General features: G+C 39.8%; 16 protein-coding genes. 8 read left to right on the top strand and 8 right to left on the bottom strand.

Going from position 1 to position 19,185, the window contains the following annotated elements; translation table 11 throughout:
* Nucleotides 1–141 precede the first annotated feature (141 nt).
* The 4 genes from GQR53_RS13220 (at nucleotide 142) to GQR53_RS13205 (ending at nucleotide 5,595) form a co-directional block, all read left to right on the top strand.
* A complete protein-coding gene (locus GQR53_RS13220) occupies nucleotides 142–855 on the top strand; it encodes a response regulator transcription factor (RefSeq protein ID WP_024604903.1) in 714 nt (237 codons plus the stop codon).
* Nucleotides 852–2,210 carry a histidine kinase sensor domain-containing protein gene (locus tag GQR53_RS13215; protein WP_165744153.1) on the top strand — a complete coding sequence of 453 codons (1,359 nt, stop codon included), beginning with the start codon at nucleotides 852–854 and terminating at the stop codon, nucleotides 2,208–2,210. The genes GQR53_RS13220 and GQR53_RS13215 overlap by 4 nt, the downstream gene beginning before the upstream one ends.
* Nucleotides 2,211–2,418: 208 nt before the next feature.
* Entirely contained in the window at nucleotides 2,419–4,455 is a 2,037-nt protein-coding gene (locus tag GQR53_RS13210) for a TonB-dependent receptor (protein WP_165744152.1), read from the top strand.
* Between the two features lie 18 nt (nucleotides 4,456–4,473).
* Nucleotides 4,474–5,595, top strand: a complete 1,122-nt coding sequence (locus GQR53_RS13205) for a PepSY-associated TM helix domain-containing protein (RefSeq protein ID WP_024604906.1) — start codon at nucleotides 4,474–4,476, stop codon at nucleotides 5,593–5,595.
* 125 nt (nucleotides 5,596–5,720) lie between these two features.
* Here GQR53_RS13205 and fadE read toward each other — a convergent pair whose 3' ends face one another.
* Complete coding sequence (gene fadE, locus GQR53_RS13200; RefSeq protein ID WP_165744151.1) at nucleotides 5,721–8,177, bottom strand: acyl-CoA dehydrogenase FadE; 2,457 nt, start codon at nucleotides 8,175–8,177, stop codon at nucleotides 5,721–5,723.
* A gap of 323 nt (nucleotides 8,178–8,500) precedes the next feature.
* Here fadE and GQR53_RS13195 point away from each other — a divergent pair, with 323 nt between their 5' ends.
* The gene (locus GQR53_RS13195) at nucleotides 8,501–9,265 is read left to right on the top strand and encodes a class II glutamine amidotransferase (RefSeq protein ID WP_165744150.1); all 765 of its coding nucleotides are present in this window, start codon (nucleotides 8,501–8,503) and stop codon (nucleotides 9,263–9,265) included.
* A 309-nt stretch (nucleotides 9,266–9,574) separates the two neighbouring features.
* On the opposite strand, the gene GQR53_RS13190 is transcribed toward GQR53_RS13195, so the two are convergent.
* The 5 genes from GQR53_RS13190 to cmoA form a co-directional block, all read right to left on the bottom strand.
* Entirely contained in the window at nucleotides 9,575–10,309 is a 735-nt protein-coding gene (locus GQR53_RS13190) for a DUF3108 domain-containing protein (RefSeq protein ID WP_165744158.1), read from the bottom strand.
* A gap of 16 nt (nucleotides 10,310–10,325) precedes the next feature.
* Nucleotides 10,326–10,973 (bottom strand): phosphoribosylglycinamide formyltransferase, encoded by a 648-nt coding sequence (gene purN / locus GQR53_RS13185; protein WP_002959994.1) that lies wholly within the window; start codon nucleotides 10,971–10,973, stop codon nucleotides 10,326–10,328.
* Nucleotides 10,973–12,025, bottom strand: a complete 1,053-nt coding sequence (purM, locus tag GQR53_RS13180; protein ID WP_165744149.1) for a phosphoribosylformylglycinamidine cyclo-ligase — start codon at nucleotides 12,023–12,025, stop codon at nucleotides 10,973–10,975. The genes purN and purM overlap by 1 nt, the downstream gene beginning before the upstream one ends.
* A gap of 190 nt (nucleotides 12,026–12,215) precedes the next feature.
* Nucleotides 12,216–13,184 (bottom strand): tRNA 5-methoxyuridine(34)/uridine 5-oxyacetic acid(34) synthase CmoB, encoded by a 969-nt coding sequence (gene cmoB, locus GQR53_RS13175; protein WP_165744148.1) that lies wholly within the window; start codon nucleotides 13,182–13,184, stop codon nucleotides 12,216–12,218.
* A gap of 12 nt (nucleotides 13,185–13,196) precedes the next feature.
* A complete protein-coding gene (gene cmoA / locus GQR53_RS13170) occupies nucleotides 13,197–13,922 on the bottom strand; it encodes a carboxy-S-adenosyl-L-methionine synthase CmoA (protein ID WP_007378000.1) in 726 nt (241 codons plus the stop codon).
* A 116-nt stretch (nucleotides 13,923–14,038) separates the two neighbouring features.
* Between cmoA and GQR53_RS13165 the strand changes: the two genes are divergently transcribed.
* The gene (locus GQR53_RS13165) at nucleotides 14,039–14,725 is read left to right on the top strand and encodes a DUF3334 family protein (RefSeq protein ID WP_165744147.1); all 687 of its coding nucleotides are present in this window, start codon (nucleotides 14,039–14,041) and stop codon (nucleotides 14,723–14,725) included.
* Between the two features lie 169 nt (nucleotides 14,726–14,894).
* On the top strand, nucleotides 14,895–15,719 hold the full coding sequence (locus tag GQR53_RS13160; protein ID WP_165744146.1) for a hypothetical protein: 825 nt from the start codon (nucleotides 14,895–14,897) through the stop codon (nucleotides 15,717–15,719).
* Here the strand turns inward: GQR53_RS13160 and GQR53_RS13155 are convergent.
* Together GQR53_RS13155 and GQR53_RS13150 are read right to left on the bottom strand one after the other, a co-directional pair.
* Nucleotides 15,710–16,207 (bottom strand): YgjP-like metallopeptidase domain-containing protein, encoded by a 498-nt coding sequence (locus GQR53_RS13155; RefSeq protein WP_165744145.1) that lies wholly within the window; start codon nucleotides 16,205–16,207, stop codon nucleotides 15,710–15,712. The genes GQR53_RS13160 and GQR53_RS13155 overlap by 10 nt on opposite strands.
* Nucleotides 16,208–16,231: 24 nt before the next feature.
* Nucleotides 16,232–17,080, bottom strand: a complete 849-nt coding sequence (locus tag GQR53_RS13150; RefSeq protein ID WP_165744144.1) for a DUF72 domain-containing protein — start codon at nucleotides 17,078–17,080, stop codon at nucleotides 16,232–16,234.
* A 247-nt stretch (nucleotides 17,081–17,327) separates the two neighbouring features.
* Between GQR53_RS13150 and aspS the strand changes: the two genes are divergently transcribed.
* Nucleotides 17,328–19,106: an aspartate--tRNA ligase gene (gene aspS, locus GQR53_RS13145; protein WP_165744143.1), complete on the top strand. Its 1,779-nt coding sequence runs from the start codon at nucleotides 17,328–17,330 to the stop codon at nucleotides 19,104–19,106.
* The last annotated feature ends 79 nt before the right edge of the window (nucleotides 19,107–19,185 follow it).

The raw sequence follows: 19,185 nt of genomic DNA, 5'->3' as shown, positions 1-19,185 counted from the left end.
AAAACACTCAAAACACTCAAAACACTCAAAACACTCAAAACACTCAAAAAATCAACTTTCTCCACACTCACTGATTTTGATATTGATTTGTATTACCATTTGCTTTAATTTGTTTTAATACTATAAAAATTATGGCTTTCTATGTCTGCACCACAGGCCTATCAACGTAACAAATCTGATTTTGATATTTTAGTTGTTGAAGACGATACATTACTTAATGATCAAATTACTGAATTACTAGCCAACCAAGGATACTCTGTTACACAGTGTTTTGATGGTAATCAAGCGCTTGATTTAGCGGTTGCTCAACGTTTTAGTCTTATTTTATTAGATGTTATGTTGCCGGGCAAAGATGGCTTAGCAGTGCTTAATATTTTACGTAGTTGTAATAACACCCCTGTAATAATTGTATCGGCAAAACATGCTGAAGAAGAGCGCATTTTAGGTTTATCAGCTGGTGCAGATGATTACTTAGCAAAACCGTTTAATAGCCAAGAATTATTACTACGAGTAGATTCAGTACTAAGGCGCGTTTTTAAACAAGACACAAATACCCCTTACATTGCTAATATTGATGGACTTGAAATAGATAGCCTACACCAGCAGGTTTTTCTGCATTGTGAGCTATTAGCTTTTACGCCTATTGAGTTTGCCTTGCTGCAAATTTTAATGAAAAACCAAGAACAAATACTGTTAAAACCTTTTTTATATCAAGTGGCGCTTAACAAGCGTTTCAGTCAGTACGATCGTAGTTTAGATATGCATATGAGTCGTATACGAAAAAAATTAAATAACGCCGGCTGGGATGGCAGCCGTTTACACACTGTGCATGGGCAAGGGTACTGTATTAAATGACACGACGTTTATTTTGGAAGCTGTGCTTAATTATTGGTACTGGTGTTGTTGCGATGTTTTATTTAATTAATGTCGCGGTTAATCATTTTGAAAATGATATGAGCATGCTAAGTGACTCAAGTCGAGAAGAGTTAATTAATTGGCAAAAAAAGGCTGAGGTTATATTTGATCAAGGCGATATGAGCGAACTTGAGCGTTGGGTTGATGATTTACAACAACAAGAGAGTATTTGGGCTGTAATTGCTAAAGCCAATGTGGTTGAGTTAGCTGGTAATCGCTCTCATCGTTATGAGTATACAGGGTATAACTTGGGGCGAAGTATTGATTGGAAAATCCATCTGTATTTTGAGCATGCACCCGTTATGCAATTACCCTTTAAAGATGGTGCAACTAGCCTTGTTGTGCAGTTGCCTAAAAGAATGCGCCCAGGATCACTTTGGAATTTAACACGTTTGTCGTTACAAGTTTTATTGCCAATGCTGATATTGGTGTGTTTATCGATTGTGTTATATCGCCATATTATGCATCCTATTAAAGAACTCGACTTAGCAAGTAGAGCATTTAGCAAAGGAGACTTTAGTGTCAGAGTTCGAGAGCAGCTGGGCTCACGCAATGATGAACTATCCCAGTTAGCTGAAACATTTGATTTAATGGCAGAGCGGATCAGTGATCAGATTATGCATCAACGTGTATTACTAACTGATCTGTCTCACGAGTTGAGAACACCTTTAACACGCTTAGATATAGCAACTGACAATTTACTCTCTCACAGAGAAAAGGGTGTAGAAGACACGCAAATCAAATTAGAGCGTATTCACAAAGAGTCACAGCACATCCGTAAGTTAGTGGATGACACGCTTACTTTATCCTGGTTAGATAACGAGTCACCTCAGTTGCGCATCGAATCTTTGGATTTAGTCGATTTACTCGAAATTCTCATTGAAGATGGGCGTTTTGAGTACCCAGATAAACTTATTTTTGCTGACTTACCTAATCAAGCCCATATTGAAAACAGTAATCACAGAGCATTAGGTCAAGCACTGGAGAATATACTTAGAAATGCACTACGTTACACACCCATTAATAAAAAAGTATGGATTAGCCTCATTGATTATAAACATGAATATCAAATTATTATTGCAGATCAAGGTCCAGGAGTACCTAAAGAGCATTTAAATACTATTTTTAGACCTTTTTTCCGGATTGATTCAGCTCGCTCATGCAACAGTGATAGCTTTGGTTTAGGGCTTGCTTTAGCACAAAGGCAATTACATGCGATTGCTGCGACAGTATTTGCTAAAAATGATACTGCAGGTGGTTTAGTAATGACTGTAACGGTTCCAAAAGGTGTATAAATTACATTTCATATTGTGCTTGTAAAAACTGAGCAACGCTTTCTCGTCCTGTTCACGCCCTTACTTACATATTTTTAGGCAACTAAAGTAGATTGCACCTAACGCGTCTTTGTATATGTCCTAAATGTAACAAATGTAAAGTTGCTATACTTTCAATCAAAAGAAAATGATAATTCTTCTTATTTGCAATTAAGAAGGAACGTCCCCCTTGAAAAAATTAGCCCTAATGAGTGCCATTTGTGCATCATTTAGTTCACCTATATACGCGCAAGAACTTGCTAAAAATACAGCGTCTGTTGAAAAAATATCTGTAGTTGGTTCTGCAACTAATTTGAGTATTACAGCTGAAGAAATAGAACAATATCAAGCAATTGATCTGGCTGACATTTTTCGACATTCACCTTCTGTTAGTGTGGGTGGCTCGGTAGGCGTTGCACAAAAGATCTATATTCGTGGTGTTGAAGATTCTTTATTAAATATAACGGTTGATGGTACACAGCAAACATCAACGTTATTTCATCATATTGGTCGTGTAACAATAGATCCTGACCTATTACAGCAAATAGATGTGCAAGCAGGTGCCGGAGAAGCAACAAGTGGTCCTGGTGCGATTGGCGGCTCTATCCGCTTTAAAACTAAAGACGCGCAAGACTTACTTAATCAAGGTGAACAATTTGGTGGACGTGTTAAAGCAAGTTACTTTTCAAATGACGGTACGCGTTTAAGCACCAGTGTATACGGTAAATTAAGTGATACATGGGGCGTACTAGGGTATTTCAGTACTGTGGATCGCGAGAACATGGAAAATGGTGATGGCGATACTATTTATGGTACGGCCGCCGATCAAGATATGATGTTTATTAAAGCCAGTGGTGAGTTAACAGATAATCATCATTTGTCGGTAAGTATTGAAAAACGCGACGAAGAAGGGGATTTTTCAGCACGCCCTAACTGGGCGGTACAAGAAGGTGATGCTTTGTATCCAAGTGAAGCAGAGCGAGAGACTTACGTTGCTAATTATATATTTTCTCACAATAACTTATTGTATTTAGAGGCGACAGCATACAAAACCGAATCATCTTTTAATGGCGGCCGATTTGCTTGGCTTGCTGACATTGACACATATGGCTTAGATATTCGTAATACAAGTATTATTGATGAACATAAATTTGTTTATGGCGTTGATTATAGAAATGATGAAGTATCGAGTGGGTCTGCAGCAGGTGCAAAAGAAAATTCAGAACAAGGCAGTGTACTGGGTGTTTATGCACAAGGTTATAGTGATATTACTCCACAACTTTTACTGAGTTATGGAGTGCGTTTTGATAGTTATAAGTTTAAACAAGACATCCTATTAGATGAATATTATGGCACTGCAATTACAGAAAGTGCATCGAGTTTAGACGACAATGAAGTGAGCTTTAATATCGGTTTAGCATATGACATTAATGAAGCTTGGACAGTAGGGCTTGGGTATGCTGAAGCCGCGCGTGGTAAACAAATAGGGGATGGCTTTACCATTGATGGATATTTATATGACGGTTCAGATATTCCAGTAGCGGATGAAAGTTTAGTACCTGAGACCGTAGCTAATATTGAAGCATCCATAACATACACTAATGAAAATTTATCCGCTAAGGCAAGTATTTATAATTCGTCTTTAGATGATGTGATATTTGAAGGGTATGAAGGAAACTCGGTTTATAACAATATAGGCACGTTAGAGACTAAAGGATTTGAGTTTGACCTAGCATATCGTTTAAATTCATTTGATTTCTTCATTGGATTTTCAGCTACTGATACAGAGCTTGACCCACGTGATGGGTTGTACAGTGTAAGTTATGATGCAATTGATATTAATGGCTATGAGTTTGTCGGTTTAGGTAATAGTAGAGGCAATACATGGGTTGCTGGCGTTGATTACGACATTAACACCGATGCAAAGGTTGGTTTTAGTGTAACTAAAGTCGATTCACTCGATATTGATACTCTTCATCAAGCTGTTGACCTTGATTGGACTGATTCTTTATATACCCTAAATAAACCAAGCTATACCACTGTTGATTTATATGGGCAGTGGAATGTGACGAATGCATTATTATTTAATGTTGCTGTTACTAACTTATTTAATGAGTTATATATCGATCATTCAAGTGTGGGTGATTACAGTGAAGTATTTGACACTGTTGTTGGTCCATACGAATCTGGGCGCGATATTCGCTTATCGATTTCTTATCAGTTTTAAGAATAAGTAACTTATTTTATGTTCTTAAAATTGTTTAAAAAGTGGGTCTTTTGGGCTCACTTAATTATAGGTTTAATCGCCGGTTTATTTATTTTCAGCATGTCGTTCACTGGTTTTTTATTAACCTATGAACGACAGATTGTTGAGCTAGATGAAATGCGATTTACTGTAAAAAACACCTATGCTCAACAGCGGCTATCGACTGATGCTGTTGTAGATATTTTGCAAAAATCGCATCCGAGTCAATCACATATTTATATTCGTTGGGTAAATCGAGAAGGGGCTGCTATTCCTGCCTGGGCGGGAAAAAATAGCTACTTATTACACCCTTATACGGGAGATGTTATTCGTGAAGGAGAGGGGCTAGCGGCTGGTTTTTTTCACGTTGTAACTGATATACATCGTTATTTATTACTGCATGGCGCTTCACAAGTGATTGGCAAAAATATAAATGGCTACGCTAATCTATTTTTTATCTTTTTACTACTATCGGGTGCTTATCTGTGGTTACCAAAGCGATTTAATCGCTCTGCATTAAAAGGATATTTTTTACTAGCAAAGAGTTACAAATCATCACATCATCGAAATAGGCAGTGGCATTTAGTTTTTGGAATTTGGTGTTTGCCGGTTTTACTCGTTTTGTCATTAACGGCTACTTTGTTTCATTTTGATTGGGCGAATAAAGCGTTATATGGCGCGTTTGGGCAAAACGTACCCGAGCGAGAAAAGCATCTACCAGTATTAAATTTATCGGCTGATAAAGTACCTTACGATGCTTTATTCCAACTAGCTCAAATACATGCAATTCATAATGGTGCCACTGATTGGTATTCGATGTGGTTAGAATTAGGTGACAAAAAACACGAAGCACGTTTTTATATTGATACCAGTATCGGGAATCGCCAAGAATATGCATATTCATTATTTTTAGATACTCGCACTGGTGATGCAATTAAAACGCTAAAAAAATCTGATTGGACGCGAGGCGATCAAGCATGGGGAACATCTCGATTTTTACATACCGGTGAATACTTTGGTTTTATAGGGCAAACATTAGCTGGCTTGGCATCATTGCTCGCATGTTTTTTAGTGTATACAGGCATAGTTTTAGCATGGAAGCGATTGATAACTAAGCGCTAATTTACACTTATCGTCGAGTATTTGATTGCTTGATATGTGCGATTTGATATATAAGAATTTATTTTACACAAAAAAGCCAGCGCATTAGGCGCTGGCTTTTAGTATTCAAATGCTTACTTAGTTAATTAAGCAGCATCAGCTTCTTTTTTAACGCTATTACGCGCGGCTTTGCCTGCAAGTAAGTCAGCAGGGTCGAAGTCATCAACGTTAATAACATCTAAACGAGATTGCTCAACAGCAGCTAGTTTATCAGCCTCTGCTTGGCTTAATATGCCTGCTTCAAGCCCCATTTGCGCTACTTTATCAAGCTGGAAGAATGGCAGTTTAAGACCTTTTTCTTTGCATACACGGTCAAATAATGGCTCAACAGCAAGTACGTCTTTAAGCGTTTGCTCTTGACGACCTACAAGGTTAAGCGGCTCATTTGTTAAGTATACATAGCTTGCTAAACGGTTACGCGTTTCGCTAGGTACTTGTAGTAGTTGCGCAAGTTTATGCTCAAGTTGGTCAGTTGGTTTACGAACCGGGCGACCAAACGGGAATAACAATACTTTTAACACGGCACGTAGTGGAGCCGAAGGCATGTTATTAATTAAATCAGCAAGTGCACGTTGGCAATGGTAAAGGTGATCTTGGCAACTCCATTTTACTAGAGCAAAATCTTCTTTTTTACGGCCTTCATCGTTGTAACGCTTAAGCGTTGCAGACACTAAGTATAAGTAACTAAGTAAGTCACCTAAACGCGCTGAAATACGTTCTTTACGTTTCAGTGAACCACCAAATACTGCCATGCTAATGTCTGACATAAGAGCAAGTGATGCACTAAAGCGTGACGCTATACGGTAAAATTCAGCGGTTTCGTCGTTGTACGGCACACTTGTAAAACGAGCGCCAGTAAGTGCAAGCCACTTAGTACGTACAAGGTTCGACATAGTAAAACCAATGTGACCCATTAGCGCTTTATCAAATACGTTAAGCGCTTCTTCGCGGTCTTCAATTTCGCACGCACCTAGTTCGGTAAGTACAAATGGATGACAGCGAATTGCACCTTGACCATAAATAATCATATTACGGGTCAAGATGTTTGCACCTTCAACGGTAATGGCAATAGGTGCACCTTGATAGCCACGACCTAAATAGTTATTTGGCCCAAGCATGATGCCCTTACCGCCAAGTACATCCATTGCATGAATAGTTGCATCACGCATTTGCTCTGTCAGGTGGTATTTAATAATGGCAGAAACTACCGATGGCTTTTCGCCTAAATCAACCGCACCCGTAGACATACTAACCGCAGCATCAGAGCTGTAAGCGTAACCAGCAAGTTTTGCTAGTGACTCTTCAACACCTTCCATTTTACCAATAGGTAAACGGAACTGACGACGAATACGGCTATACGCACCCGTTGCAACGGCAATCATTTTAATGCCACCGGCAGAATTTGACGGCAATGTAATTGCACGACCAACCGATAAACACTCAACCAGCATGCGCCAGCCTTGACCAGCCATATCTGGACCACCAATAATATAATCAAGTGGTACGAAAATATCTTTACCGCGAGTAGGACCATTTTGAAATGGTACGTTTAGCGGGAAATGTCGACGACCAATTTCAACTCCAGGAGTGTCCGTTGGAATAAGTGCACAGGTGATGCCTGGCTCTTTATTGTCGCCAATTAGCCCATCTGGATCTTGTAACTTAAACGCAAGACCAAGTACGGTAGCCACTGGGGCAAGTGTAATGTAACGCTTATTCCACGTTAAACTAACACCCACAACTTCCTCACCATTCCATTGCCCTTTACATACCACACCGTAGTCTGGAATTGAGCTTGCATCAGAACCCGCTTCTGGCGAAGTTAATGCAAAACATGGAATTTCTTGACCGCTCGCTAGGCGCGGTAAGTAATGATCTTTTTGCTCTTTTGTACCATAGTGTTGTAATAATTCACCTGGGCCTAAAGAGTTTGGTACACCAACAATTGACGAAAGTAATGTTGATTTACTTGTTAGTTTTTGAAGTACACAAGACTGTGCAAATGCAGAAAACTCTAAACCGCCGTATTCTTTTTTGATGATCATGGCAAAAAATTTATTATCTTTTAGATACTGCCATACATCTTGAGGAAGGTCGGTTAGTTCGTGCGTTGCTTCCCAATCGTCCAACATGCTACAAACTACTTCAACAGGGCCATCAACAAAGGCTTGCTCTTCAATAGTAAGTTTAGGAACTGGGTATTGGTGAAGTTTTTTCCAATCTGGGTTACCGCAAAATAAGTCAGCTTCCCACCACGTCGTACCGGCATCAATAGCTGATTTTTCAGTATCAGACATACTTGGCGTTACTTTTTTAAACGTAGCAAAAATAGGCTTGATGATATATTGCTGACGAAGGCCAGTAACAGAAAGAGGAACCGTGATGATCAAAAAGATCAACCAGCTAATTAAACCAAAAGCACCCGCAAAGGTACCAATTAATAAAGTTATAGCCGAAACACCAAGTGCTGTGTTCCAACTTGCTCTGTGGTAAACCGCAGTGCAAAGCAACGCGATTAGAACCAGTGTAAATATGAGTGTCATTTTTATTCCTTAATAGAGGTCAGACCACCTCATCTAGAGTAGCGCTAGTAACAGTAATTTTCAAGTACATAACGATGTTAAATTGTAGTAGAAAGTAACTTAAATACGATATTTAATTACCCGACAGAGGAACGCTCAATAACTATCGTATAGTCAAAGCATTAGCCGTAAGTAGTGTTAACGTAAAAATAAATAAATCTAATAGCAAAATGACACTTTTTAAGTAAGTATAGCCGTTATAGCGGGCTGCAATTTAGTGTACGCTTAATACACAAATATTCGCTATTTATTTTAATGTATGGTTTTTAAGGGTTATTTTATTAATGTGTGAATTACTTGGCATGTCAGCCAATGTGCCTACCGATATTTGTTTTAGTTTTTCAGGCCTTTTAGAGCGCGGTGGAAATACCGGCCCGCATAAAGATGGGTGGGGTATTACATTTTACGAAGGTAAAGGCTGCAGAACCTTTAAAGATCCTGAGCCGAGTTATCAATCTGAAATAGCGAAGCTTGTTAAAGCATACCCCATTAAAAGTGTCTCGGTTATTAGCCATATTCGCCAAGGGAACCGTGGGAGAGTGTGCCTTGAGAACACCCATCCGTTTACACGAGAGTTGTGGGGGCGCGAGCTCACCTATGCACATAACGGGCAATTATCTAATTATCATGATTTAAAAACAGAGTACTATCGGCCAGTAGGTAACACCGATAGCGAACTCGCTTTTTGTTGGTTACTTGATAAAATTCGCGAAAAATATCCAAAACGTCCATCTAATATGGCGTCGGTTTTTAGATACGCCGCTAAGCTTTCGCATACGCTGCGCGAAAAAGGCGTGTTCAATATATTATTGACCGATGGGGTGTTTGTTTTAGCGTATTGCACTAATAACTTACATTACATAACGCGCCGTGCGCCATTTGGTAAAGCCACGTTGATTGATGCCGACATGGTGGTTGATTTTCAACAAGAGACCACACCAAACGATGTTGTAACGGTTATAGCTACAAGGCCTTTGACGAATGATGAGCGCTGGCAAAAAATGGAGCCTGGGGAATTTGCATTGTTTAAAATGGGTGAGCTAATTTAGCCCACCTATTTTAAATATTAGGACCTGTTTACCTTTCGAGGTTAAATTTGCAGCAGGCTGTTTGGTATTTAGGCAAGGCAGAGCCTATGTAGTGTGGTTATTCCCCATAAATAGGCGATAACGTAGCATAAATGCCAAACATGCGCTGTCCGAAGGGTTCTGCCTAGGGGCTATTTACTCTTTGTTGCTCGGTTTTTACTTAGCCCACTAGGTTACAAACCTCGCGCCGCGATTAAATAGCCCCTAGGTTGAACAAATTTTAATCCTGAAAGCTCAACAGGTCCTAGTTTAACTTTGGTTTAATTAAATTTAGTTAGCTTCTTGAGGTTGTTGTGCTGTTACAGGCGCAACAGCTGTAGGCGCAGTAACAGTAAATGAATTCATTTGAACTTCAAACTGCTCCATACCTTTTTCGCCTTTCCACATACGTACCAGCATGTAATCCATTTCTGGCGCAAACCATGCAATTGCTTGGCGTTTATCGTTATCGTATAAACGCTTTACTTTAATAGCTTCTACATTACCGATAGGCAACGAAATCATCTCGGTGCCAGATACTTCAAAGTTGTAGTCGCGGCGGTTACCTTTTTTATCTATAAGGGGGAATGAAAAGCTTGTTTCGCCTTTTTTCAATCCTTCGCGCACTTGCACTTGGTACGAAATAGCATCCTGAAATTCATCAGTCCATTCGCATTTAAGTGGGTATTCGCTAGCGCTGCTAGTCACTACTTTGTATGTTGTATCAAAATCAATTTTGTAATCTTTATCTGGGCCTGTACCAGTGCGGATCATATTGTAATGATGCGGGGTAACCTTGCCATCTTTGTACGTAAACTTTGAGGTTTCTTCGCGAGAGTCAGAAAAAATCATCCACTCAATATTACTGTGATAAGTAAGTACGTAGTTGTCTTCGCTTAATTTTTTAAGCTCACGTACGGCCTCACCATGATTTTTACCTTTGCGTAAAATATCATAGCTTGCTTGATACTGAGTCAATTCGCCTGCAATTAGGCTAGTTGGAAGTAAAGCGCCCGCACATAACAACAGGGCACTTATTTTTTTATTGTGGGTAGTGCGCGCCGTGTGCAGGAAGTTGTTTTTTGTCAAGAACTGCATAATCTGCTTCCATAGTAAGTCTGTGTTCACTGAACCACTTGACCACCAAAGGATAAATTATATGCTCTTGCTCATGCACGCGTTTTGCTAATGTTTCTGCTGTATCATCCTTGAGTACAGGTATTTGCGCCTGAAGAATAACGGGACCGCCGTCTAATTCTTCAGTAACAAAGTGAACACTTACGCCATGAACATCATCTTTTGCATCAATTGCTCTTTGGTGGGTATTCAGCCCCTGATACTTAGGCAACAAAGATGGATGAATGTTCAACATTTTTCCAACATATTTTTGCACTAAGCCAGGAGTAAGAATACGCATAAACCCAGCTAATACAACTAGATTTGGCATAAAAGAGTCGATAACGTTCATTAATTGCGCATCGTACGCTTCGCGCGAGTCAAAATCTTTATGACTGAGCACTTTTGTAGCAATACCTGCTTGTTTTGCACGCTCTAGGCCATAAGCGTCTGCTTTATTACTAATAACAGCCGCTATATGTCCGTTTATCTCGCCACGTTCGCAGGCATCTATGATGGCTTGTAAATTAGAGCCACTACCTGAGATTAAAACTACCAGACGAGTCGGTGCCATTACTTAGCACCACCTACAATTTCAACTTGCTCTTCGCCAGGCGCTGCATCTTGAATTTCACCAAGGTGCCATGCATTTTCGCCCAAGTCTTTTAGCATTGTTAAGCTTTGCTCAAGTTTGTCAGCAGGGACTACTAAAACCATGCCTACACCACAGTTAAATGTACGGTACATTTCGTGTGTAGTAATGTTGCCGTTTTCTTGTAACCAATTAAAAATTGGTGGCCACTGCCAGCTATCACCTTTAACTACAGCTTTTGCTGAAGCGGGTAATACGCGTGGAATGTTTTCCCAAAAACCGCCGCCAGTAATATGCGAAAGCGCATGTACGTCAACGCTTTTGAATAACTCAAGTAAAGGTTTTACGTAAATACGCGTAGGCTCAAGTAGAGTTTCGCCTAATGTTTTACCTTCAAAGTCAGCGCTGGTATCAGCTTTTGACACTTCAAGTACTTTACGAATTAAAGAGAAGCCATTTGAATGAGGACCGCTTGAAGCAAGTGCAATAAGCTGATCGCCTGCTGCTACTTTTGTGCCATCAATAATTTTTGATTTTTCTACAACGCCTGTACAAAAGCCTGCCATGTCGTAGTCTTCACCATCATACATACCTGGCATTTCAGCTGTTTCGCCACCAATTAGGGCACAACCTGAAATTTCACAACCTTTGCCAATACCTGTAACTACGTCAGCTGCTGTGTCTACATCTAGTTTACCAGTTGCATAGTAATCTAGAAAAAACAGGGGTTCAGCACCTTGAACAATTAAGTCGTTTACACACATTGCAACTAAATCAATACCAACCGTATCGTGTTTTTTTAAGTCGATTGCTAAACGTAGTTTAGTACCAACGCCATCTGTGCCTGCAACTAATACTGGTTGCTTGTAGCCTTCAGGAATTTCGCAAAGTGCGCCAAAACCACCAATTCCGCCCATTACTTCAGGACGACGAGTTTTTTTAACTACGCCTTTAATACGCTCAACAAGTGCATTACCAGCGTCGATATCTACGCCCGCGTCTTTATAGCTTAGAGACTGTTTTTGTTCGCTCACAGGTTTTCCTCAAAATAGTTGTTTTGGGTTGCTTAGAAACGCGCGTATTTTACAACAATTGCAAGGTCGCGGCTAGCGTAAATGTAATTTTGAAATAATTAACAAGGACACTTGTCCGCTGTTTGTTGTTTAAATAAACAAAAAAACGCCCGTAGGCGTTTTTTTAGTATTAAAGGCGTTAAATTAACAGCTATGCTTTTGCGGTTAATATGGCTCGAAGTGGAGCGGGGTAGCCTTCAATTGTTTTACTTGTATCGTTTGGATCTAAAAAGTCGATTAACGATTCGTTTTCCATCCAGCCGGTTTTGCGTTGCTCTTCAAGCGTGGTAATAGCGCAATCTTTTATTTGCACATCTTTAAAGCCAACGCGTTCCATCCACAGTTTTAATGCTGCAGTACTTGGAATAAACCAAACGTTGCGCATTTTAGCGTAGCGGTCGGTTGGGACTAATACCGTGTTTTCGTCGCCTTCAATTACTAGGGTTTCAAGTACGAGTTCGCCGCCTGGGCGAAGCTGCGCTTTTAACTGCGCTAAAAAGTCGATAGGTGAGCGACGATGATAAAGTACACCCATAGAAAAAACAGTATCAAACGCTTTAAGCTCGGGTAATGCTTCTACGCCTAGTGGCAGTAAATGTACGTTTTCATCTGGGTTGTAGTGTTTAATTGCCTGAAACTGACATAAAAATAAATCAGATGGATCAATACCCACGACAAACTCTGCGCCTTCACCGCGCATACGCCATAAATGATACCCTGAGCCACAACCAATATCTAAAACAGTGCGGCCTTTTAGTGGCTCAATATGAGGAAGCAGGCGGTCCCACTTCCAATCACTGCGCCACTCTGTATCTATTTCAATACCGTGCACACTAAATGGGCCTTTGCGCCATGGCATCATGCGTTTTAATAAATGCATGGCTTGCTTTTGCTCGCCATCACTCATCTCTCCTGGGGCGCCAATTTCTACCTTAGTAGAAATATCAACATGGGAAGTTTCCACCTCAGGCAAGTTTTTAAGTACTTTTTGCCATTTAGGCAAATCACCATGGCTAGCCTCGTTTTGCCAATGTTTTAATTGAGCAGGGAGGGTTTCTAGCCAGTGACTAAGTGGGCTTTGTGCGATAGATGCGTAAAATTGGTTAAACCATTGAGACATGGATGACTCTCTTTATTTAATTGCTACCATTGAGCAAAAATTAAAACATTGATACCACACTTGAGTTTGGCTAAAACCAATATCTTGTAAGCGAGTAAAGTGAGCGCTTAGTGTATCTGGGCGCATAACGTTTTCGATGGCGGTACGCTTTTGGCTTATTTCAAGCTCTGAGTAGCCATTGTGACGTTTAAAGTCGTGGTGCAAATCAATTAATAGGTTATCGCATTGCTCGTTTTCGGCTTTAATTTTTTCGCTAAGTAGTAGCACGCCACCAGGTTTAAGATTAGCGTATATTTTTTCAAGCACGGCTTGGCGCTGCGCATGTGGAATAAATTGCAGTGTAAAGTTCATTGCCACAACCGATGCGTTTTGAATCTCAAGCTCGTTAATATCGCCCAAAGTAACAGTAACCGGCACATCCGATTTAAAACCTTGTAAGTGCACCTTACAACGCTCAACCATAGCTTGAGAGTTATCTACCGCTATTATATGGCAGTTATCGGTGCGAATGTTACGGCGCATGCTAAGCGTGACTGCGCCCAAAGAGCAGCCTAAATCATAAAGATTTGAGTTACTTTGTGCGTATTCACCCGCAAGTTTACCCATTGTACTGACAATCGTTGCGTAGCCAGGTACAGAGCGCTGGATCATATCTGGAAAAACTTCGACTACATTTTGATCAAAGCTAAAATCTTTTACTTGTTGCTCAGAGGCATAAATACTGTCTTTTATGGTCACGAAGGCAGTCTCTTTGTAAATAATGGCGCTATTTTAACATTTTATACTGGATAGTCAGTGATAAATTCAGTAGCTTGACTAGAATTATGAATAATAAGTACAAAAGAGAAGATTAAATGAGCAAAAGTAAGGTCATCAGCACAGATGATATATTAGCAACCCTTTGTCATTCAGTGACAGGTGTACTCACATCAGCCAGCGGTAATGGTATTAGCTACTCAGCCATGGTGCAAAAAATAACACGTACATGTATGCGACCAGATATTGGTTGCTTTGTTTTATTTGACGGCGGTTTTACAGGGCTCGTAATTACCAACTTTACTTCGCAAGCGGCGATGGAAATTTATGGCGATTACATGCGTAACATGGGAATGCCAGAAGAAGAAATAGCGCATAGCCATTTATCAGACGATGTGTCTAACGTACTAGGCGAGTTGATGAATCAAATTGTTGGCGACTTTACGTCTAAAGTGCGTGAGCAATTACATACTTCAATTACACAAAACCAGCCAAAAATGATGGCAATAAACAAGCAAGTGCAAATATCGGTAGATACCACAATGGATCGCCCGCAAGCTCGCCGCGTAACATTCACCACAAGTAAGCAAAATATTTTCTACTTGGAATTAGCAATGGATAAAACAGAGTTCATTAAATTACACGACTTTGATATTGCAGAAGCACTCGACCCAGATGACATAATTGAAAACGAAGCACGTAAAAAAGCGGACAAAGAAAAATCATCTAAAGCAGTAGAACAAGATGATGGCGATGATGATTTTATGGCAGGCCTAGGGCTTTAAGTCTATTTACGTAGGTTGGGTTGAGAGAAACGAAACCCAACGACTGCTCTATCAACTCTTCGCTATCAGCTTTTAGTAGGTTGATACGACCCATAAAAACGCGATTTGATATCGCGTTTTTTATTAACCAAAATATAAATTCTCTTTAGTATTAGTAAGGATATTTTAAATGACTGATACGGAAAATGGTGATTGCAAGCTTACAAAAGAAGTTGGGAGGTTTGTAAAGTCGCACATAATACCGAAATCCCTAACTAGGCCAAACATTTCAGGGAATAAATTTATTGAAAAAAAAGTGACTAATCGCGGACCCTTTTATGGCAAAGCAAGTGATAGCTGGTATGACCCAAATATAGTGACCCAAAAAGGTGAAGATATTTTAGCGTATTTAGATACCTTAGCTATTGAGGAGCTTCGAGGTTTAGGTTTGGTTTGGTCTAGTCATTTATTTAAAGCAAACTCTGCCAAACAGCTAAATAGCCTCAGACTAGTAAAATTTCAAAGACCCAAATTAATTAGAAAATACTTTCTTAGCCTTTTGTGGAGAGCTGCAGTAACAAAAATTTCGGCATTTAGTGAAGTTAATTTAAATGCAAAAAACATTGAACTTCTTAGACAGATTATAGTTGGTGAGAAGGAAGATAATAGAGCTATTTTTCCAATTAGCTTGGTTCAGTTATCTACAAAAGGTCATACAGTCAATTTAGCACCATTTAAGCACAAGATGGATATTAATGGAGGTGAGAATATATATCGCTTCTATCATGATGGACTTGTTATTCATATGTATATTGATGATCCGCGGTTGTCTGTTTTAAAATCTTCGGTTGATTATAATCACCCTATGTTCGTTGGATTGGATATAACTATTATTAACCAAATCAATTATGAAAATTCATTTCAATATCAAAATACTTTGAAACATACAAAAGAATATTTCAATCACTTTCCTAGCCAACGTCCAGCTAAAGCATCTAAGAGTACTCATAAATAAGGATTTTCTCCCATTGCGACTACCACACAAAAAATTCTTAAATCTAACTCTAGCTGGTGATAACTCGACTCCATGTGGCAGCAAAGTTGATAAAAACCTTTGTTGTGGTCTTTTTCTTTAAAGTGGGCGAGCTCATGTACCACTAACGCTTTTAATAACGGCTCGGGAGCGCGGAGCAAGTCGCTGTTTATCGCTAAATCGTGCTTACGGGTTTTACCTTGCATTCGATACGTATGTGTACCGAGTGCATTGGTCACCATGTCGCCTTGTTTTTTAAACGCCGCACGACCAAATGGTGGCGCATTTTTTAAATATTGTTTTTTAAGCTCGGTTGCGTAGTTATAAAGTAGTTTATCGCTAGTAATGGTATGTGCTTGCGGATACTTTTTAAGTAAGTAGTCACATACCTTGTTGTTATCTATAAGGCTTAATACTTGCTCAACAATGTTAGCTGGGTAGCCGGTAAAGTAACGTGCGTATTCACTCATTATTGTTTCTCTGTCGTTTTACTTTTAAAAAAGTGCTTGCTGGTGGGCTTCTTTTGCGCCAGTAAATGGGTTTAATGCTTTGTGATCATAACCAAGGTCTTTGCAAAACTGCCTTGCTAATAACGGCGCTTCTCGGTTATCTGCCGTATGAAAAAACACATAAGGGGTTTTTCCTTCATCAAGCCATTGTTTTACTTTACTTAGCCACGGTTTATAAAAGGGTTTATAGTCGTTTTGTAAATCGGCTATTACAAAGCGCGCCATAGGCTCTGAGCCAGTAGCTATTGCATGTACCGGTAAGTGGGGCTTTTTTTGCTGTGCATCTATTAGCGCTTCGGTTGTTGGTTTTACCGCAAATAGGGCGCGAGTATCCATCGATATACGATTTATGTTGTTTGCCATTAATAATTGGTTAAGCGCTATTTCGGCTTCACCCTTTTGAAAAAACGCAGTATGACGTACCTCTACACCGTAATTAACCTCTTTTGGTAACAGGCTAATAAATTGGGCGAGTTTGGGTAAGTCACCAGGGCCAAATGTTTTAGGTAATTGCAGCATGATTTGCCCGGTTTTTTCTAAAATAGGGGAGAACAAGTTAAGCCAATCAGTAAGCTCGGTTTGAACATTAGTAAGATGCAGCTCGTGGCTAAAGCGACGATTAAACTTAAACGTAAATTTAAAATCATCGGGTACGCTGTTTGCCCAGCGCAATACGGTACTTGGCGATGGGTCAGCGTAAAAGCTGGTATTACCTTCAACAGAGTTAAAGTGTTGGGCGTATTGGCTAAGCATATCGGCGTTTTTACATTGGCTTGAAAATAAATTGCCTTTCCATGCATTACTCGACCACTGCGGGCATCCAATATATAACATACAAACTAGCGCCTTATTATAAAGTGGCGATAGTGTAGCAAATAACAAAACGAGCTGCTGTAAATTCAGGGGCAAAAGCGGCACACGCCCTAGCATCTTAATGTTAGTTGAGTATAATGCAGGGCTTAATTTGATTATTTTTAGATTGCTAGCGGCTTTATTTGTATTGTGGTGACCTGTTTTTTAAATCACACGCCTTAAAACAAATAAATATAACCGTTTAAGCCTTTTATCTGACAGGAAAACTATGCGCTCTATATATTGCGGACAGCTAAATAAAACTCACGTAGATCAAGAAGTTGAACTATGTGGCTGGATCAACAAACGACGTGACCTTGGTGGACTTATCTTTGTCGATTTACGCGATAGAGAAGGTTTAGTACAAGTTGTATTCGACTCTGACATTGAAGAGTTAATGAGTTCAGCTAACACACTTCGCCAAGAATTTTGTGTTCAGCTAAAGGGTACTGTACGTGCACGCCCTGATAGCCAAGTAAATAAAGATATGGCAACAGGTGAAATTGAAGTTTTAGGTACTGAGCTTACAATTATTAACCGCTCTGAACCGCTTCCACTTGATTTTAACCAAGTAAACTCAGAAGAGCGTCGTTTAAAATACCGTTACTTAGACCTACGTCGTCTAGAAATGAGTGACCGTATTAAATTACGTGCTAAAGCAAGCAGCTTTGTTCGTCGCTTTTTAGATGAAAACGGCTTTTTAGACATCGAAACACCTGTACTTACTAAAGCAACGCCAGAAGGCGCACGCGATTACTTAGTGCCAAGCCGCGTTCATAAAGGTAGTTTTTACGCTTTACCACAGTCTCCACAGTTATTTAAGCAATTGTTGATGATGTCGGGTTTTGACCGTTACTACCAAATTGTTAAATGTTTCCGTGATGAAGATTTACGTGCTGATCGCCAACCAGAATTTACCCAAATAGATATAGAGACCTCGTTCATGAGCTCTGATCAAGTACGTGGTATGACTGAAAAAATGATCCGCGAGATGTGGCAAACATTGCTAAACGTTGATTTAGGCGATTTTCCAATCATGCCTTACAGCGAGGCAATGAGTCTTTACGGTTCTGATAAGCCAGATTTACGTAACCCAATGAAATTAGTTGATGTTGCAGATTTAGTTAAAGACGTAGAGTTTAATGTTTTCTCAGGTCCAGCTAACGACGAAAAAGGTCGTGTTGCTGTATTAACTGTACCGAGTGGCGCTAAGCTTTCTCGTAAACAACTTGACGATTACACTAAGTTTATTGGTATTTACGGCGCTAAAGGTATGGCGTGGATGAAAGTAAATGACCACACTGCAGGCGCTGAAGGTGTTCAATCACCAGTGGCTAAGTTTTTAAGCGAAGACGTAATTACTAAATTACTTGAGCGTACTAATGCTCAGTCTGGCGATATCATTTTATTCGGTGCCGATAAGCGCAACACAGTAAATGAAGCAATGGGCGCACTGCGCGTTAAGATTGGTGTTGACTTAGAAATCACTAACCTTAATAGTTGGGCACCACTTTGGGTTGTAGACTTCCCAATGTTTGAAGAAGATGACGAAGGCACATTACATGCTGTGCATCATCCATTCACTGCACCAAAAGATATTACTGCAAGTGAGCTTGAAGCAAATCCAGCTGCGGCTATTTCAGATGCCTACGACATGGTATTGAACGGCTACGAAGTGGGTGGCGGTTCGGTACGTATTCATAATGCAGATATGCAAGAAACTGCATTTAGAATTTTAGGTATTAACGAGCAAGAGCAACAAGACAAGTTTGGTTTTTTACTTGATGCACTTAAATACGGTACACCACCACATGCAGGTTTAGCATTTGGTCTTGACCGTTTAGCAATGCTTTTATGTGGTACCGATAACATTCGTGACGTTATTGCTTTCCCTAAAACAACACAAGCGTCGTGTTTATTAACCAACGCACCAAGCAAACCTAACCTTGATTCGTTAGCTGAGCTTGCAATTAGTGTTGTTGAAAAAGCGATACCTAGCGAAGAGTAATTTTTGTTTAGCTTATTGAGCTAAATTTAAAAACCCTTAAGTTATATGCTTAAGGTTTTTTTTGTGGTTAAATTTGCAG

The sequence above is a fragment of the Pseudoalteromonas sp. Z9A6 genome, from assembly GCF_011378805.1.
Lineage (GTDB): Bacteria > Pseudomonadota > Gammaproteobacteria > Enterobacterales > Alteromonadaceae > Pseudoalteromonas > Pseudoalteromonas distincta.
This window is presented reverse-complemented; position numbering and strand designations above follow the sequence as displayed.